General features: G+C 52.7%; 16 protein-coding genes. 10 read left to right on the top strand and 6 right to left on the bottom strand.

All coding sequences use genetic code 11. The annotated features are described in order from the left end of the window. Positions 1–214 precede the first annotated feature (214 nt). The 7 genes from crrC to pdeR all read left to right on the top strand — a co-directional run bounded on the left by crrC (position 215) and on the right by pdeR (position 11,278). Positions 215–607, top strand: a complete 393-nt coding sequence (crrC, locus tag L977_RS19740; protein ID WP_100124566.1) for a colistin resistant protein CrrC — start codon at positions 215–217, stop codon at positions 605–607. A gap of 134 nt (positions 608–741) precedes the next feature. Next, entirely contained in the window at positions 742–1,653 is a 912-nt protein-coding gene (locus L977_RS19735) for an ABC transporter six-transmembrane domain-containing protein (protein WP_032629001.1), read from the top strand. 4 nt (positions 1,654–1,657) lie between these two features. Next, positions 1,658–4,762: a multidrug efflux RND transporter permease subunit gene (locus L977_RS19730; protein ID WP_047626732.1), complete on the top strand. Its 3,105-nt coding sequence runs from the start codon at positions 1,658–1,660 to the stop codon at positions 4,760–4,762. A 250-nt stretch (positions 4,763–5,012) separates the two neighbouring features. Further along, positions 5,013–5,801: an enoyl-ACP reductase FabI gene (fabI, locus tag L977_RS19725; RefSeq protein WP_003856831.1), complete on the top strand. Its 789-nt coding sequence runs from the start codon at positions 5,013–5,015 to the stop codon at positions 5,799–5,801. Between the two features lie 152 nt (positions 5,802–5,953). After that, complete coding sequence (locus L977_RS19720; RefSeq protein ID WP_045269665.1) at positions 5,954–6,940, top strand: CMD domain-containing protein; 987 nt, start codon at positions 5,954–5,956, stop codon at positions 6,938–6,940. Between the two features lie 88 nt (positions 6,941–7,028). Next, a complete protein-coding gene (locus L977_RS19715; RefSeq protein ID WP_023337374.1) occupies positions 7,029–8,963 on the top strand; it encodes an exoribonuclease II in 1,935 nt (644 codons plus the stop codon). A 323-nt stretch (positions 8,964–9,286) separates the two neighbouring features. Continuing rightward, positions 9,287–11,278 carry a cyclic di-GMP phosphodiesterase gene (gene pdeR / locus L977_RS19710; protein WP_014884078.1) on the top strand — a complete coding sequence of 664 codons (1,992 nt, stop codon included), beginning with the start codon at positions 9,287–9,289 and terminating at the stop codon, positions 11,276–11,278. Here the strand turns inward: pdeR and L977_RS19705 are convergent. Then, complete coding sequence (locus L977_RS19705; protein WP_014884079.1) at positions 11,275–12,144, bottom strand: crotonase/enoyl-CoA hydratase family protein; 870 nt, start codon at positions 12,142–12,144, stop codon at positions 11,275–11,277. The two genes, pdeR and L977_RS19705, sit on opposite strands and share 4 nt — an antisense overlap. A gap of 193 nt (positions 12,145–12,337) precedes the next feature. Between L977_RS19705 and L977_RS19700 the strand changes: the two genes are divergently transcribed. From L977_RS19700 to osmB, 3 genes are all read left to right on the top strand, one after another. After that, entirely contained in the window at positions 12,338–12,520 is a 183-nt protein-coding gene (locus L977_RS19700; protein ID WP_014884080.1) for a YciZ family protein, read from the top strand. A 43-nt stretch (positions 12,521–12,563) separates the two neighbouring features. Then, on the top strand, positions 12,564–13,316 hold the full coding sequence (yciT, locus tag L977_RS19695) for a DNA-binding transcriptional regulator YciT (protein WP_014884081.1): 753 nt from the start codon (positions 12,564–12,566) through the stop codon (positions 13,314–13,316). A gap of 263 nt (positions 13,317–13,579) precedes the next feature. After that, positions 13,580–13,798: an osmotically-inducible lipoprotein OsmB gene (gene osmB / locus L977_RS19690; protein WP_008501216.1), complete on the top strand. Its 219-nt coding sequence runs from the start codon at positions 13,580–13,582 to the stop codon at positions 13,796–13,798. A 104-nt stretch (positions 13,799–13,902) separates the two neighbouring features. On the opposite strand, the gene yciH is transcribed toward osmB, so the two are convergent. From yciH to pgpB, 5 genes are all read right to left on the bottom strand, one after another. Then, positions 13,903–14,229: a stress response translation initiation inhibitor YciH gene (yciH, locus tag L977_RS19685; protein ID WP_023337376.1), complete on the bottom strand. Its 327-nt coding sequence runs from the start codon at positions 14,227–14,229 to the stop codon at positions 13,903–13,905. Further along, positions 14,229–14,966: an orotidine-5'-phosphate decarboxylase gene (gene pyrF / locus L977_RS19680; protein WP_047626731.1), complete on the bottom strand. Its 738-nt coding sequence runs from the start codon at positions 14,964–14,966 to the stop codon at positions 14,229–14,231. Before pyrF ends, yciH begins: the two co-directional genes overlap by 1 nt. A 186-nt stretch (positions 14,967–15,152) precedes the next feature. After that, a complete protein-coding gene (gene lapB, locus L977_RS19675) occupies positions 15,153–16,322 on the bottom strand; it encodes a lipopolysaccharide assembly protein LapB (RefSeq protein WP_047626728.1) in 1,170 nt (389 codons plus the stop codon). A gap of 6 nt (positions 16,323–16,328) precedes the next feature. Beyond that, positions 16,329–16,637 (bottom strand): LapA family protein, encoded by a 309-nt coding sequence (locus L977_RS19670; RefSeq protein ID WP_014884085.1) that lies wholly within the window; start codon positions 16,635–16,637, stop codon positions 16,329–16,331. Between the two features lie 148 nt (positions 16,638–16,785). Next, the gene (gene pgpB, locus L977_RS19665; RefSeq protein WP_023330548.1) at positions 16,786–17,553 is read right to left on the bottom strand and encodes a phosphatidylglycerophosphatase B; all 768 of its coding nucleotides are present in this window, start codon (positions 17,551–17,553) and stop codon (positions 16,786–16,788) included. Between the last annotated feature and the right edge of the window lie 157 nt (positions 17,554–17,710).

Here is a 17,710-nt window from a genome sequence, read left to right as displayed (position 1 = left end):
CAATAAGACACAGCCTCCGGGAAAAAGTGCCGTAGCCATGAAAATTTCCAGCACTAATTTAAATGTCCGGCCATGCCTCCACACAGCCTACACATTCAGTCAATAAAGACTCGACAATGCCTGGCCAGAATAGCTATTCGGGCAGAACCCTTCTTTCATAGAACGGTGAGAATTAACCCTGTCTCTTTAAGGCTTTATGAATCTGGCTGAGATAATGAACATGGAATTTTCGAAATATTTCTCTACTAAGAAAATCGGTATATATACGCTGTTCCTGCTGCTGTCGTGGGGATTACTTTATACCTGGCTGGTGTTGATGCATAAAATGGATGAAAAAGTTGCCGCGACGCTGCCCTCCTCTCCCATTATTTATGGTTGCATCGCTTTGTCGGTTGTCTCTCTGATAATACAAAACAAAGCAGGTGCATTCACTGAATTACTTGTCATCGCCTTCTGGCTAATGGTGATTTTTATATATCTCATAATTACGTTCACTGTGCTGCTGAACGCTACGCCAGATTTCGACGATTTGGTGTTTTACTACGAGTGTTATTTAATTCTTTTTTTCTGCGGTTCGCCGTTGTACCTCATTATGAGAATGATTTGAACAACCGCACGGTTGCGCTCCACACTCTCTCCATAAAACTGCCATTTCCGCTAAACAGGCGAGTTGTAGACTTCCTGCCAACCCTTATTGCTCAAAATACACTCACTTAAAGAGTCTGAAACCTGTTACCCAGAATGAATAACCTTAATAACAATCGTCGTTCTCCAGATACAGCTGGCGTTATGTACTCACTTAAAAAACTCGCGGTACGTCACCGGAAAAAACTGGTTGTGACTTTTTTCCTTGTCGTGGCTGAAAACGTGATGTTTTTACTGTATCCCGTTCTGGCAGGCATCGCGATTAATGCCATTCTTGCGGGTAAGACACTTAACGCCGCACTGTACGGACTGATGGTGCTCTGTATGTGGATCATAGGTGCGACAAGACGGAGTGTTGATACACGAACGTTTGCTCGTATTTATGCCGGGCTTGCGGTCTCCGTTGTGCTTTCACAGCGGAAATACCAGCTTAACCATTCGGCTATCGCCGCCAGGGTCACACTCTCGCGCGAGTATGTGGATTTCTTTGAAATGCACTTGCCCCTGCTTATTACCTCGCTGAGTTCTCTCTTTGGTGCGGCAATCATGCTGTTATTTATCGAATTCTGGGCCGGCATCATGTGCTGTGCAATCGTCATCATTCTGATGGGATTTGTCTCGGAATATGCCCGTAAAAATGAATGGTTATTCATGCGCCTGAATAATCGTCTTGAGAAAGAAGTTGATTATGTTCATAAGGCAGGCACCGCCACCCTTCACCGCCATTACGTCACGCTTGCACGTTTACGCATTGCGTTATCGGACCGGGAGGCGTGGGGCTATTTATGGGTGGGTATACTCGTTGCCCTGCTTTTTACGCTGACCATTATCTGGATGACGCAATCGGCTGGCATCACCGCCGGACATATTTATTCCGTGATGACATACATGTGGATGTTCGCGACAAGTCTCGATGACGCCCCGCAGCTTCTTGAGAAATTTTCTCAGCTCAGGGATATCGGTAAACGCGTATCAGCCGATGACGAAATTCACGTATCTGGACGTTAATTTAATGCCTCATTTTTTTATTGAACGCCCCGTATTCGCCTGGGTAGTGGCGCTTTTTATTGTCCTGACGGGTGTCCTGTCTATATCCCGGTTGCCGGTTGCGCAGTATCCGGCGGTGGCACCGCCGGGGATCATTATTTCTGTCACTTATCCGGGGGCCAGCCCCGATATCATGAATACGTCCGTGGTGTCGCTCATCGAGCGTGAAATATCGGGCGTGGATAATTTGCTCTATTTCGAATCATCCAGCGACACAACCGGTTCTGCATCTATTACCGTGACCTTTAAGCCCGGCACAGACATTAAGCTGGCACAGATGGATCTTCAAAACCAGATCAAGATTGTAGAGCCACGTTTGCCGCAGGCGGTCAGGCAAAATGGCATCAACGTCGAGGCGGCCAATTCCGAATTTTTAATGATGGTGGGGTTGAAGTCCACAACCGGCAAATTTGAAGAGGCGGATTTAAGCGATTATTTTGCCCGCAACGTCAGCGACGAACTACGCCGTGTGCCGGGAGTCGGAAAAGTTCAGCTGTTTGGTGGCGAAAAAGCGCTGCGCATCTGGCTGGATCCCATGCAGCTGCAAAGTTACGGGCTTTCGGTGAGCGATGTTCTTACCGCTGTAGGTCAGCAAAATGCCCTTGTTTCGCCGGGGAAAACGGGAGACGAACCGGCAACTGCAGGACAAGGCGTAACCTATCCCATCACAGTGAAAGGGCAACTCACTTCTGTAGAGGCTTTCAGAAACATTACCCTTAAAGCAGATGCGTCTGGCGCAAGGCTGAAACTGTCCGACGTTGCGCGGATTGAGTCTGGCCTGCAAAGTTACGCTTTCGGTATCCGCGAAAATGGGGTGCCGGCAACGGCTGCGGCAATCCAGTTGTCGCCAGGCGCCAATGCGATGAGCACGGCGTCAGGCGTACGTGCACGTATCGACGAACTTTCTCAGGTGTTGCCGGAAGGAATGGGGTTTACGGTTCCCTTCGATACCGCACCGTTTGTAAAGCTGTCCATCATAAAGGTAGTGCAAACATTTGTGGAAGCGATGGTCCTTGTCTTCCTCGTTATGTTGCTGTTTTTGCAAAAAATACGTTGTACGCTTATCCCCGCGATTGTGGCCCCCGTCGCGCTACTGGGCACCTTCACAGTGATGCTATTGAGTGGATACTCGATCAATATTCTGACCATGTTCGGCATGGTGCTGGCGATAGGGATTATCGTGGATGACGCCATTGTGGTCGTGGAGAACGTTGAACGGCTGATGGAAGAAAAAAACCTTTCTCCGCGCGACGCTACCCGGGAGGCCATGGCCGAAATCACCCCGGCAATTATCGGGATCACGCTGGTACTTACCGCTGTCTTTATACCCATGGGTTTTGCTGAAGGGTCCGTAGGCATTATTTATCGACAATTTTGTATTTCCATGGCGGTATCCATACTGTTGTCGGCATTTCTTGCCCTCACGCTGACTCCCGCGCTTTGTGCGACATTGCTTAAGCCCCACAGCGCGCAAAAACACAGTGGCGGCAGGTTCGCGGTAGGCTTTAACGCCCGTTTTCATACCCTGACAACATGGTACGAATCCGGCCTGGGCGCGGTTCTGAAACGAACCGGCCGAATGCTGCTTCTGTATGTTGCGCTTTGTGCTGCGCTATTTTTTGGATTGTCTTCGCTGCCCTCATCCTTTCTGCCGGACGAAGATCAGGGCTATTTTATGTCCTCTATTCAGCTTCCCTCTGATGCCACAATGCAGCGCACCCTGAAAGTAGTAAAAACATTTGAACAGGAAATTGCGACCCGACCGGATATTGAAAGCAACATTATGATCCTGGGTTTTGGGTTTTCAGGATCAGGACCGAATTCGGCCATGGCGTTCACCACGCTGAAGGACTGGAAAGAAAGGCACGGCTCTACAGCCGAGGATGAAGCCGACCATATGCAGGCCAGTATGGCAAACGTCTCTGATGCCGTAACGATGAGCCTGCTCCCGCCTGCCATTTCGGATATGGGCACCTCGTCGGGCTTCACCTGGTACGTGCAGGACAGAACGGGACTGGGCTACGAGGCGTTAAAGCAGGCGGCCGATGCGCTGGTGCTGAAAGCGAATCAACGCCCTGAACTGAGTGGCGTGTATATCGACGGCCTGCCGGAAGGCACTAGCCTGGCGCTTCAGATTGACCGGGAAAAAGCGGAAGCTCTGGGCGTCTCATTTGATGAAATCAACCAGACGCTCTCCGTCACCATGGGTTCAAACTACGTTAATGACTACACGAACAATGGGCGTGTTCAGCAGGTGATTATCCAGGCCGATGCGCCTTACCGAATGCAACCTGAGCAGATCCTGAAATTATCCGTTAAAAACCGCCAGGGGCAGAGGGTGCCAGTGTCAACGTTTGCGACGCTCTCCTGGAACGTTGCACCGCAGCAACTAACGCGTTATCAGGGGTATTCTGCTATCCGCATTACCGGCAGTGCGGCCACAGGTGAATCCAGCGGTACCGCAATGAAAGTTATGGAGAATTTGTCCAGGGATTTACCTCAGGGCTTGGCGGGAGAATGGGCCGGGAGCTCATTGCAGGAAATAAAATCCCAGTCGCAGCTCCCGGGTCTGATCGCCCTGTCGATTCTGGTGGTGTTTATGGTGCTCGCTGCCCTGTATGAGAGCTGGTCAATACCTTTTGCCGTCATGCTGGTGGTGCCATTGGGACTGATCGGTGCAGTCATGGCCGTGTCTGTTGCCGGCATGACGAATGATGTTTTCTTCAAGGTCGGCCTTATCACCCTGATAGGCCTGTCTGCCAAGAACGCCATATTGATTGTGGAGTTTGCCAGACAGTTGCATCGTGAAGGAAACCCTCTGGTGGCGGCAACGATACAGGCCGCAAGCCAGCGCCTGCGCCCTATTTTGATGACATCGTTAGCCTTTACGTTGGGAGTGGTTCCCTTAATGCTGGCCAGTGGCGCAAGTGACAGCACACAACACGCCATCGGCACCGGCGTCTTTGGCGGCATGATTAGCGGTACGCTTCTCGCGATCTTCTTCGTCCCGGTTTTCTTTATTGTCATCGCGCGTTTCATAGAAAGCGCCAGGAAAGGGTCACTGTCGTGAGGGATCGCGCATCCACGCTGGTTGGATGAGGCGAAGCTGCTGCCGGGTGATATACTGGACGAATGCTGAAATTTTGAACCCACGCCTCACCTTCTGGGGCATTCGTCTTTGGCGATCGGCGAGAAATATCGTGACACAAGGGGCTGTGAGTGGGCTATAATTTCGAGCTAATTTCGAATGATTTTGAAATACTGCCTGTAACGCTATGAATTACAAGGCAAAATAAGCAATGAATATAAGGATTAAAGCTATGGGTTTTCTTTCCGGTAAGCGCATTCTGGTGACTGGCGTTGCCAGCAAACTGTCCATCGCATACGGCATCGCACAGGCAATGCATCGCGAAGGCGCTGAGCTGGCGTTCACCTACCAGAACGACAAGCTGAAAGGCCGTGTTGAAGAGTTTGCCGCGCAGCTGGGTTCCAGCATCGTTCTGGAATGTGACGTTGCACAAGATGAAAGCATCGATGGCATGTTTGCTGAGCTGGCAAAAGCATGGCCGAAATTCGACGGTTTCGTTCACTCCATCGGCTTCGCGCCTGGCGACCAGCTGGACGGTGACTATGTGAACGCGGTTACCCGTGATGGCTTTAAAATCGCTCACGACATCAGCTCCTACAGCTTCGTTGCGATGGCTAAATCTTGCCGCGCGATGCTGAACCCGGGCGCAGCGCTGCTGACCCTGTCCTACCTGGGCGCGGAACGTGCTATCCCTAACTACAACGTGATGGGTCTGGCTAAAGCGTCTCTGGAAGCCAACGTACGCTATATGGCGAACGCAATGGGTCCTGAAGGTGTGCGTGTTAACGCCATCTCCGCGGGTCCTATCCGCACCCTGGCGGCATCCGGCATCAAAGATTTCCGTAAAATGCTGGCACACTGCGAAGCGGTTACCCCGATTCGTCGTACTGTTACCATTGAGGATGTGGGTAACTCTGCTGCATTCCTGTGCTCTGACCTGTCCGCAGGTATCTCCGGCGAAGTGGTTCACGTTGACGGCGGCTTCAACATCGCTGCAATGAACGAGCTGGAAATTAAATAAGCTCAGACTCTCTTCCCGCACGGGAAGAGAGTTTTCCCCCGCACCATCCCCTCGTTATTCCGTTCTGCTATTTGTTATCACCTAACAATATTTTTCCCTTTATCTGCGTTACGCCAGGATATTGATCGCCATTTTGAGATCAAGGAACGCCCATGGAACAACGCCGTTTTTCCGGCAAAGGCCACTGGTATCACGAAACCCAGTCAAACCACGCGCAGTCGGATGCGCTGCCCCTGGTGCCCGAAGCCGCTAACGTTGACGATCGTTTTTTGCTCGATTTAGCCCTGCCCGATGAGATTGTCGCCGCCTGTACCGGCTGGCTTGCCCCTGCCAGAGCCTTATGCCATCAGCTGTTTCCCCTCTCACTTCCCGTCAATCGTCTGCGAACGCTCAGCGCCTATGACCGGTTAAGTACCGCGTTGACGGTTGCGCAGGCCTGTGGCGTTCAGCGGCTATGCAACCATTACGCCGCCCTTCTTGCGCCGCTGCCGGGTCCTGACTCCTCCCGCGAAAGTAACCGGCGGCTGGCGCAAATCACGCAGTATGCCCGTCAGCTCGCCAGCTCACCGGATGTCATTGACGACAAGGCGCGAAACCAGCTTGATGAGGTGGGTCTCTCCATCTATGACATTGTGGTGATTAACCAGATCATCGGCTTTATCGGTTTTCAGGCGCGCGTGGTGGCGGTCTTTCAGGCTCTGCTTGGCCATCCCGTTCGCTGGTTGCCGGGCCATCATATTCAGCCGCACGCTCTGCCAGCGTGCGCCGGTGCGTGGGTGACGCTTCTTCCCGTAGTCGAGCTTCGCTATGCGAGTGCGCATCAGCTTGAGTCCCTCTCCCGCTGGCAGGCAGAACCTGCGCTTGAGGCGCTGACACCCGTCCTGTGCCATGAACCGACCTTGCTCGACCTGACGGGAGAGATCCTGATAAACAGCCGGGAAGAGAGTGCGCTTTCCCCGCCGTCGCTTTTGGCAGCAGTCGACTTGCTGACACGCTCGCCGGACCGCTTCAGTGCCGCGCAGTTTACCCCACTCATGGAAGAAGGACTGACTGTTGCCCAGGCGATCAACCGCCTGTCTCAAAGCGCGTTTGAGGGCTGGCTTAATCGACTAAAAGTCGCGGCTGGCAAAGCGGAATAACCACACGCATTCCCCAAAGACCGCTTGCTGTAGAAGTGAGAATCGCGTAAAACTGTCAGCCGCTCAATGGCTACGAAAATAGAACATTATGTTTCAGGACAACCCGCTGCTAGCGCAGCTTAAACAGCAACTGCATTCCCAGACGCCGCGTGCAGAAGGGGTCGTGAAAGCCACGGAAAAGGGCTTTGGCTTCCTTGAAGTTGACGCGCAGAAAAGCTACTTCATTCCGCCACCGCAGATGAAGAAAGTGATGCATGGCGATCGCGTCATGGCCGTCATTCATACAGAGAAGGAACGTGAATCCGCTGAGCCGGAAGAACTGATTGAACCGTTCCTGACCCGCTTTGTCGGTAAGGTTCAGCGAAAAGACGATCGTCTTTCTATCGTGCCGGATCATCCCCTGTTGAAAGATGCCATTCCCTGCCGGGCCGCCCGCGGCGTTGAGCATGATTTTAAAGAAGGTGACTGGGCCGTAGCAGAAATGCGCCGTCATCCTCTGAAAGGCGACCGTGGTTTCTATGCAGAGCTGACGCAGTTCATCACCTTTGGCGATGACCATTTCGTCCCGTGGTGGGTCACGCTGGCGCGCCATAATCTTGAAAAAGAAGCGCCGAACGGCGTGGCGACTGAAATGCAGGACGAAGGTTTGACGCGCCGCGATCTCACTGCGCTGGAATTTGTCACCATCGACAGCGCCAGCACAGAAGATATGGACGATGCGCTCTACGCTGAAGAGAGCGCCGATGGCAAACTGCATCTGACCGTCGCCATTGCCGATCCTACCGCCTGGATTGCACAAGGCAGTAAACTGGACGAAACGGCCAAAATCCGTGCGTTTACCAACTACCTGCCAGGCTTTAACATCCCGATGCTGCCGCGCGAACTGTCAGACGATCTCTGCTCGCTGCGCCCAAATGAAGTGCGCCCGGCTCTCGCCTGCCGCATGACCATCGCCGCGGATGGGACGATTGAAGACGATATCGAATTCTTTGCCGCCACCATCGAATCCAAAGCCAAGCTGGCCTATGACAATGTCTCTGACTGGCTGGAAAACACCGGCAGCTGGAAACCTGAATCTGATGCCATTGCGGCGCAGATTCGTCTGCTGCACCGTATTTGCCTGAAGCGTGGCGAATGGCGTACAACCCACGCCCTGGTGTTCAAAGATCGTCCGGACTACCGTTTTGTTCTCGGTGAGAAAGGCGAAGTGCTGGATATCGTGGCCGAGCCGCGACGCATTGCTAACCGCATCGTCGAAGAAGCGATGATTTCCGCCAACATTTGCGCCGCACGCGTGCTGCGCGACAAGCTGGGCTTTGGTATTTACAACGTTCACACCGGATTCGATCCGGCCAATACCGAAGCGCTGGCGGCCCTGCTGAAGAATCACGATGTGCATGTTGATCCGGAAGAAGTCCTGACGCTGCCAGGATTCTGCAAGCTTCGCCGCGAGCTGGACGCACAGCCATCCGGTTTCCTTGATAGCCGTATTCGCCGCTTCCAGTCCTTCGCTGAAATCAGCACCGAACCAGGCCCGCACTTCGGCCTCGGTCTGGAAGCTTACGCCACCTGGACATCCCCAATTCGTAAATATGGCGACATGGTTAACCACCGTCTGCTGAAAGCGATTATCAAAGGCGAAACGATTGCACGCCCTCAGGACGACACGACCGTGCAGATGGCAGAGCGTCGCCGTCTGAACCGCATGGCGGAACGTGACGTTGGAGACTGGCTGTACGCGCGTTTCCTGCAGGATAAGGCCGGAACCGACACCCGCTTCGCTGCGGAGATTATTGATATCAGCCGCGGCGGGATGCGTGTCCGTCTGGTGGATAACGGTGCTGTCGCCTTTATCCCTGCCCCATTCCTGCATGCCGTTCGTGACGAACTGGTCTGTAGCCAGGAAAGTGGCACCGTGCAGATTAAAGGTGAAACAGTTTACAAAGTCACTGAGGTGATTGACGTAACTATCGCTGAAGTCCGCATGGAAACCCGCAGTATTATCGCGCGACCAGCTGTCTGATAACCCGCTAAATTGTCGGCCATTTCCGTTCGGGAAGGCCGACAATTTTTCTTTTTAACCCGCCCCACAAATTCATCATTTTTTCTGACTATTTTCCGATTCCCCCCGCCCAAAATGGCCATAATTATCTACAGTAAAAGAGTGCCGTCATATTCGGTCACCTGAATAGCTGGATGCTCAGTATTCTTTTTTGGCAGACTCGTTTTATTATAAGAAAGCAGGGAAAAACAATACGTTCACTTCGGTTTTACCGCTGTTTCACAACGGAAAAGTCGACTGCAAATGAATAATTTGTGCGCTAATGAGTAGCAGCGGGAGAAATCATGATCGACGATCTTGAGCAGAATTTGCTGTTTCGTTACATGGGTACTCACAGTCCGTGGTGGCGATTGTCGGCAGACAGCAACGCTCTGCACCTTGCCGCCAGCGAAAATGCCGATGCGACTCAGGTGGTGACGCTGGACGATGAACAAGCCACGTTGATCCGCCAGTTAACGGTAATTACCTCCAGCATTTCAATGAACCTCTCCCTGTATGGCGAAGAGGTTCCCGTGCATCTTGTCGGCCGCAAAATCACCCGAAACGAGTGGGCCGGCACGGCATCGGCCTGGAACGATACCCCCTCCGTAGCACGCGATCTCGCTCAAGGACTCTCCTTCGCGGAACAGGTGGTTTCGGAAGCGAATTCCGTCATTGTAATTCTCGATCAGCACGGCAATATTCAGCGTTTTAATCGCCTGAGCGAAGAGTATACCGGTCTGAAAGAGCAGGAAGTGATCGGTCAGAACGTGTTCAAATTGTTTATGAGTCGCAGCGAGGCGGCAGCCTCGAAGCGAAATATCACCGGTTTCTTCCGTAACGGCAGCTCCTACGAAGTTGAACGCTGGATCAAGACGCGGAAAGGACAACGCTTGTTTCTGTTCAGAAACAAATTCGTTCACAGCGGCAGCGGTAAAAACGAAATATTTCTTATTTGCTCCGGCACCGACATTACCGAGGAACGTCGGGCGCAGGAGCGCCTGCGCGTGCTGGCCAATACCGATACCATCACCGGTTTACCCAACCGCAATGCCATCCACGAACAGATCTCAGACGCCATCAACCATCGGGGCGAAACGCAGGTTGGCGTGGTGTATCTTGACCTGGATAACTTCAAAAAGGTCAACGATGCCTACGGGCATATGTTTGGCGATCAGCTCTTACAGGCGGTTGCACTCGCCATTCTGAGTTGCCTTGACGAGGGGCAGGTCCTGGCCCGGCTCGGCGGCGATGAGTTTATCGTGATGGCCACGAATACGTCTCAGGGCTCGCTGGAAGCGATGGCGTCGCGCATTCTGACCCGCCTGCGCCAGCCGTTCAGAATCGGGCTGATTGAGATATATACCGGCTGTTCTTTGGGGATCGCCCTCGCGCCGCAGCACGGGAACGATCGGGAAAGTGTGATTCGCAATGCCGATACGGCCATGTACACCGCCAAGGAAAATGGCAGGGGTAAGTTCTGCGTCTTCTCCCCTGAAATGAACCAGCGCGTATTTGAGTATCTTTGGCTGGACACCAATCTGCGTAAAGCGCTGGATAACGATCAGCTTCTGATTCACTACCAGCCTAAAATGACCTGGCGCGGTGAGGTCAGAAGTCTTGAGGCGCTGGTCCGCTGGCAGTCGCCGGAGCGCGGCTTGATCCCACCGCTGGAATTTATCTCTTATGCCGAAGAGTCCGGTTTGATTGTGCCACTGGGGCGCTGGGTGATGCTCGACGTGGTTCGTCAGGTGGCGAAATGGCGTGACAAGGGGATTAACCTGCGCGTGGCCGTGAACGTCTCTGCACGTCAGCTTGCCGACCAGACGATTTTCAGCGATTTAAAGCAGGCGCTTAAGGATCTGCATTTTGAGTACTGCCCTATCGACGTCGAGTTAACAGAGAGCTGTCTCATCGAAAACGAAGAGCTGGCGCTTTCGGTGATCCAGCAATTCAGCCGACTCGGGGCACAAATACATCTGGATGACTTTGGTACGGGCTACTCTTCCCTTTCCCAGCTGGCGCGTTTTCCTATTGACGCCATTAAACTCGATCAATCTTTTGTCAGAGATATTCATAAGCAGTCCATCTCTCAGTCTCTGGTACGCGCCATTGTCGCAGTGGCACAGGCCCTGAATCTGCAGGTGATCGCCGAGGGGGTGGAGAATGCAAAAGAAGACGCCTTTCTGACTAAGAATGGCGTCAACGAACGGCAGGGTTTCCTTTTTGCTAAGCCGATGCCCGCTGCCGCATTCGAGCGATGGCTAAAACGCTATCAGGCGCGACAACAGCGCTAGCTGGCCTTGCGTAAGCCCGCCGCATGATGGCGGTTTTGCAGCATCACCAGACGCTCCATGTAGGCTATATCTTTCGGCTCAAGGCAGAATGCGGCATCGACCCAGTCTTCGGTAATATCCATCAGCTCACTGCGTGGCAACTGAAGAACGCGCGTACGAGCACGCAGCATGGCTCTTACGCCGTTCAGTTTTGGCCGCAATGTGTCGATGAAGGTCCTGACCGAGACGTAGCTTTGCCCGGGTTCATACAGCACATCCACCAGCCCGTGCTGTTCGTACCATTCTGCCGTATGGGATTCCCCTTTGTAGATGAGCTCCTCCGCCAGCTTCATGCCTGAACGTCGTGCGACCAGAGAATACCCCCCCATCCCCGGGAACAGATTAAAGGCAATTTCCGGGAAACCTAACCGGGCATCACGCTGAGCCAGGACAAAATGGTGCGCCAGCGCTGCCTCAAATCCGCCGCCTAATGCGCTGCCTTCGACCATTGCCAGCGTGATGGCCCCCGTATCAAACCCTCTTGATGCCGCATGGACGCAATCAACACAGGCGCGGGCATAGGCCCGTAACGCTTCACGCCGCCCGTTCTGAATGCACTCGACGAAGAACTGCAAGTCCCCTCCCACGTTGTACATTTCAGGAACAAGCGAGCCGGTAACCCAAAAATCGACCGCAAAACCCGACTGACGGACCAGCCAGGAAAGGTTCATGATCTCCTCAATTAAGGCATGGTTGAAGCAAGGACGCGGCTGAGCCCGCAGCATCATCCAGACGGTGCGTCGCTCCGCCTCGTAATACCCTGAGAGCTGCGTGAAACGTTCAGTATCGGTAAACAGTGTACAGGTAGGCTGATTGATAACTGTCATAGTCCAATTCCTCATATAAAAAAGCGCCTTGCGCGCAGTTTTAGACTAATCCACCGATTAAGCCTGCTATATGAGGGGGAATAAATTTATCACTTTCATTTATGTAATTTCGTTATTGCATTTTTTCCCTTCTCTTTTGACCCCATTTTCTGCATCATTGAAATTATTCACTTTTCGCTCCCGGGGAGAGATTATGTCTACTATTGATCCACAAGCTGTAGCACAACGTATTGATACCGTGCTGGATATTCTGGTGGCGGGTGATTATCACTCTGCGATCCGTAATCTCGAGATCCTGAAGTCTGAACTTCTTGCTCAGAATGGCGCTGACAACGCCCCCGAAAACAAACAGCCAAAAGCGCCGTGGGAAGTGTAATCCCACCGTTTCCGACCTCGTTTCGCTTTATTAAATGGATGCTATGAATTCCCGACAACAACTCATTTTGCAGATGGTCATCGATCAGGGGCGTGTAAGCGTGGTCGATCTCGCTAAAACCACCGGCGTCTCCGAAGTCACCATTCGTCAGGATCTTAATCTGCTGGAAAAACAGAGTTACCTGCGCCGTGCGCATGGTTATGCCGTGCCGCTGGACAGCGACGACGTTGAGACGCGCATGATGAATAACTACGCGCTTAAACGTGAACTGGCAGAGTTTGCCGCATCACTGGTAAACCCTGGCGAGACGGTCTTTATTGAAAACGGCAGCAGCAACGCCCTTCTGGCACGGACGCTCGCGGAACAAAAAGACGTGACTATCATCACTGTCAGCAGCTATATCGCCCATTTACTCAAAGAGACGCGCTGTGAGGTCATTTTGCTGGGTGGCATTTACCAAAAGAAAAGTGAAAGCATGGTGGGCCCGCTGACCCGGCAATATGTTCAGCAGGTGCATTTCAGTAAGGCCTTTATCGGCATTGACGGCTGGCAGCCGGAAACAGGTTTCACCGGCCGGGATATGATGCGCACTGACGTGGTGAATGCCGTACTGGAAAAAGAGTGTGAAGCCATTGTGCTCACTGACAGTTCCAAATTTGGCGCCGTCCATCCTTACACAATGGGTCCCGTCTCACGCTTCAGTCGCGTCATTACCGACGAACGGTTAAGTGACGAGCATCGTAATAAGCTGGAAGAAGACGGTCTGATTGTCGATATTATTAAAACGTCCGCCTGAGTCCATTTCGCGCCCGTCATTCGGGCGCCTGCATATCCCTTCGTCTGAGACGATTCCTAACCCCCCTTTAAGAGTTTTTACCTGTTTAACCCGCATTAAAGTCGTAAAATTAATGTTAGCGATATAACAGGAAGTGACTATCACTTGCGTGATTACGTAACGCCTGCGCGACCAGCTTTCACGGAAAAAAGAATTAGGTATTCGTTTTGTCTATACTTAACGTGTACCTCTTTCCGTGAATCGATAATTCAGGAGAAAGTATTATGACCTTAACCAGCAAAAAATTAGCCGCCGCTGTTCTGGCAATCACTGTAGCAATGTCCCTGAGCGCATGCTCTAACTGGTCTAAACGTGACCGTAACACCGCCATTGGTGCCGGTGCAGGTGCACTCGGTGGTGCAGTCTTAACAGATGGTAGCACGCTGGGTACATTGGGTGGCGCTGCTGTCGGTGGTATTATCGGTCACCAGGTTGGCAAATAACTATTTTATAAGCCTTCCCGACATCGCGATTTAGCGTCGCATTTCAGGTCTGACTTACGCACGTATATATCACGAGCCACGGCATTTGCCGTGGCTCATTTATTTTAACCGCCTGCCAGTTTGACTTTCATGCCTTTTGCTTCAAGCAGCGATTTAATTAAATCGCGTTTATCACCCTGAATTTCGATAATGCCGTCTTTCACGGCACCACCGCAGCCACATTTCTTTTTCAACTCAGCCGCCAGTTTTGTTAGCTCAGCATCATCCTGGTCAATTCCTGAGATAAGGCAAACCCCTTTCCCTTTTCGTCCACTGGTTTGACGCTGGATACGCACAATACCGTCGCCCTTCGGACGTTCAACTTTCGTTTTAGGCTCATCTATGCGCCCGCCCTCCGTTGAGTAGACCAGACGACTGTTGGAATCGGTCATTACGCCCCCTTTTTCAGTGATGCGTTGATTGCCTTAAGCGTCTCTGCCGGGTTAGCAGACTGCGTTACTGGCCGCCCGATAACCATATAATCCACACCAGCAGCCAGCGCCTGCTCAGGCGTCATAATACGGCGCTGATCGCCCACGTCGCTGCCAGCCGGACGAATACCCGGCGTGACCAGTTTAAAATCTTTGCCCAGTTCTGATTTGAAGCGCACCGCTTCCTGTGCGGAGCAGACGACGCCATCCAGCCCGCAGTTCTGCGTCAGACGCGCAAGACGCTCGGCATGTTCGGCAGGTGACAATGTCACGCCAAGATCGCGTAAATCACTTTCGTCCATACTGGTCAATACGGTCACCGCAATCAGCAATGGCGCATCTTTCCCGAACGGCAGGAGGGCTTCACGGGCGGCAGTCATCATTCTCGCCCCGCCCGACGCATGGACGTTGACCATCCATACACCCAGCTCTGCGGCGGCGGCAACGGCGTGCGCCGTGGTATTCGGGATGTCATGGAACTTGAGATCGAGGAAGACATCGAAACCACGCTGCTGCAGATCGCGGACGATTTGCGGTCCAAACAGCGTGAACATCTCTTTACCAACTTTCAGACGGCAATCGCGAGGATCGATACCGTCGACAAAGGCCAGTGCAGCGTCACGCTTATTGTAATCAAGCGCGACAACAACAGGAGAATCCGTAATAACGTGGGAAGTGGAGGAAGTAACAGACGTCATGACCAGCCCTTTTCGTCTATGGGCGCGCAGCGGCGCGGAACAGATAAACGGCCAGCATTCTACCTGCCGCCGCCGCAAATTGACAGAATCCATTTGCGCCCCTGCCAGGCTGGCACACCGCACGGTGTTAAGGAAGGGGTATAAACCATCAGTATGTTGTAACTAAAATGGGGTGTTTTAAAAAAATTACTGGCCGTCAAGACCACGGATTGGCTTGATGGTGGACCAGGCTCGGCAGGAAGGACAATGCCAGTAAAGCGTATACGCGGTAAAACCACACTTCTGGCAACGGTAGCGCGGTTTACTCCGCACCTGCTCGCCGACCATGTCGCGCAGCACCATCAGGCTCTCTTTGGCTCGCCCTTCTTCTGCGTCGTTCAGGTGGTAATCCATCAGCTTATGGAATACCCGCATCGTCGGATGACGCTGTAGCTGACGGGTAATATACACCTGCGCGGTGTCGGACCCTTCGTACTGCTCAACCACGTCTGAGAGCATCAGCTCTGCGGTCGCGCCGGTATTCTCTTCCACGCAACGGCGCAGGAATGCTACCCACTCTTCCTGCTTACCCAGCTGTTGATAGCAGGTTTGCAGCATCTCCAGCGTTTCACTGACCAGCTCTTTGTCCTGGTCAATCACCCGAAGCAGGCTTTCAACGGCTTTGGCGTAATCGCCACTCGCCATAAAAACGCGTCCCATCATGATAGAGATACGCGCGCTATTGCGATCTGCTGCTGCACCTTTCTTCAGCAACGCCATGGCTTTGTCCATGTCGTCGTTGCCCATCTGCTGAAGGGCAAGTTCACAGTAGAAATGGGCTATCTCAACACGCTGCTTATCTTTACCCAGCTTCACCAGCCGCTCGGCAGTATCAATGGCTTTTTGCCATTCGCTGGTGGCCTGATAAATTTGCAGTAATTGCTGCAACGCACCGATACGGAAATCCGTTTCATCAATCAGCTGCGAGAACATATCTTCAGCGCGGTCGTACAGCCCGGCAGCCATGTAATCGCGCCCCAGCTGCTGGACCGCGAGGAGACGTTGATCGTAGGTCAGCGAGGCGCTTTCCATAAGGGTCTGGTGGATACGGATGGCACGGTCAACCTCGCCACGCGAGCGGAACAGGTTACCGAGCGTGAGATGGGCTTCGACGGTCCCCGTATCCTCTTTCAGCATATCGAGGAACAGGTCTACCGCTTTGTCCTGCTGATTACTCAGGAGGAAGTTCACCCCCGCAACGTAGTCGCGAGAGAGACGGTTAGCCTCATCCTGCTTTGTTTGTTGCGCACTTCTGCGGCCCATATACCAGCCATAGGCAGCGGCTACAGGCAAAAGCAGAAACAACAACTCCAGCATCGTCGATTATTCCTTTACGACCGGCACACCAGAGCTTTCCGGAATGTCGGACGCAGGCGCAATGTTATGCTCAAGTCGTTTAATTTTACGTTCAGCGCGTGCAAGAGAAACACGGACTTTCAGCCAGAACAGACCGCAAACCAGCCAGCCAATGGCAAAGCCTGCGGCAAACAAGACCGCAAGCAGACTTGATACGCGATACTCGCCCTGCGCCAGCAGATAGTTAAACGTCACCTGTTGATCGTTTTGTGCACCCAATGTGACTGAAATGACAAAAATCGCCAATACCAGTAAGAAAATGAGTAAATATTTCACATTACTTCCCGTTATGTGGTTCAAGCGAATAAAGTGTGTTCAACTTACCGCAATCAGCCTTATAAACTACCATTTTAGCGACGGGCGCGAAACGGAAAAAGTGACGCACACGTCATGGATTTATGGGCGAAATGCGCAATATCAACCGTCAGGCGTCGCTTTGCTCCCTTTCGGCGATTTCTTCTTTCTCTTCAGGCGGTGGCGTAAGCGGGCCACAGAGTCGTTCTGCAAGCCAGGTTGCCAGCGTCACCAGCAGCCATGAGATCAGCGTAGCGACCACCAGGTCCCGTGGCCAGTGCATCCCCAGCAGCAAGCGGCTGCCCATCACTCCCGTTGCCCAGATCAGTAATATCCCGATGGTAACCGTTCGACGTCGTGGCCAAAGCAGCCCAACAGCCAACAGCGCCCAGCTGGCCGCAAACATCGTGTGGCCGGAAGGAAACGCGAAGCCCGTCTCTTTTTGCCAATGTTTACGCAAGAACTTCGGAATATCCTGCTGTTCCGTAAGCTGTTCTTTCACCAGCGCACCGCGATCTTTACGCTTTAAATTGTAGAACTCATCTACCGGAATATGGTGTGTTTTTTCCAGCCAGACGACAAACGGTCGTGGCTCCTGAACATGGTCTTTCACCCAGGACTTAACGCCCTGACCAATAACAATCGCGCCACCCAGGATAGCAAAGAGCATCAGCGCCGCGCGCAGACGAAAACGCAGGCACCACAGGAACCAGCCACAGAGAATGATATGGGTGATAATTCCCCACGGTTGCGTGACCGTCTCCGTTACCCAGTACAACGTTTTCAGCCACGTGGCATTCTGCCCGGGCTGCCACATCCAGCCGGAGACCCATACGGTCAAAGGCATAATCAGTAAAATGGCCGCGCCTGCTGCCGTACGTCTGGCGATTGAAAGCATGTCTTCTCCTTTTACGCTAAGCCTCACAATCATAACTGAAATTCATCCGATGGGTGGAGATGTCGGATCGTGCGTTTAACGTTCATATAGCATGGTGCCCATTAGGCGAACGTGCTGAGCTTGTGGCAAAATGAACAGATACAGAAAGTAAAACAGG

Source organism: Enterobacter sp. ZOR0014 (assembly GCF_000798855.1).
Classification (GTDB): Bacteria; Pseudomonadota; Gammaproteobacteria; order Enterobacterales; family Enterobacteriaceae; genus Enterobacter; species Enterobacter kobei.
The sequence above is the reverse complement of the archived record's forward strand: the minus strand, read 5'-3'. Positions and strand labels throughout refer to the sequence as shown.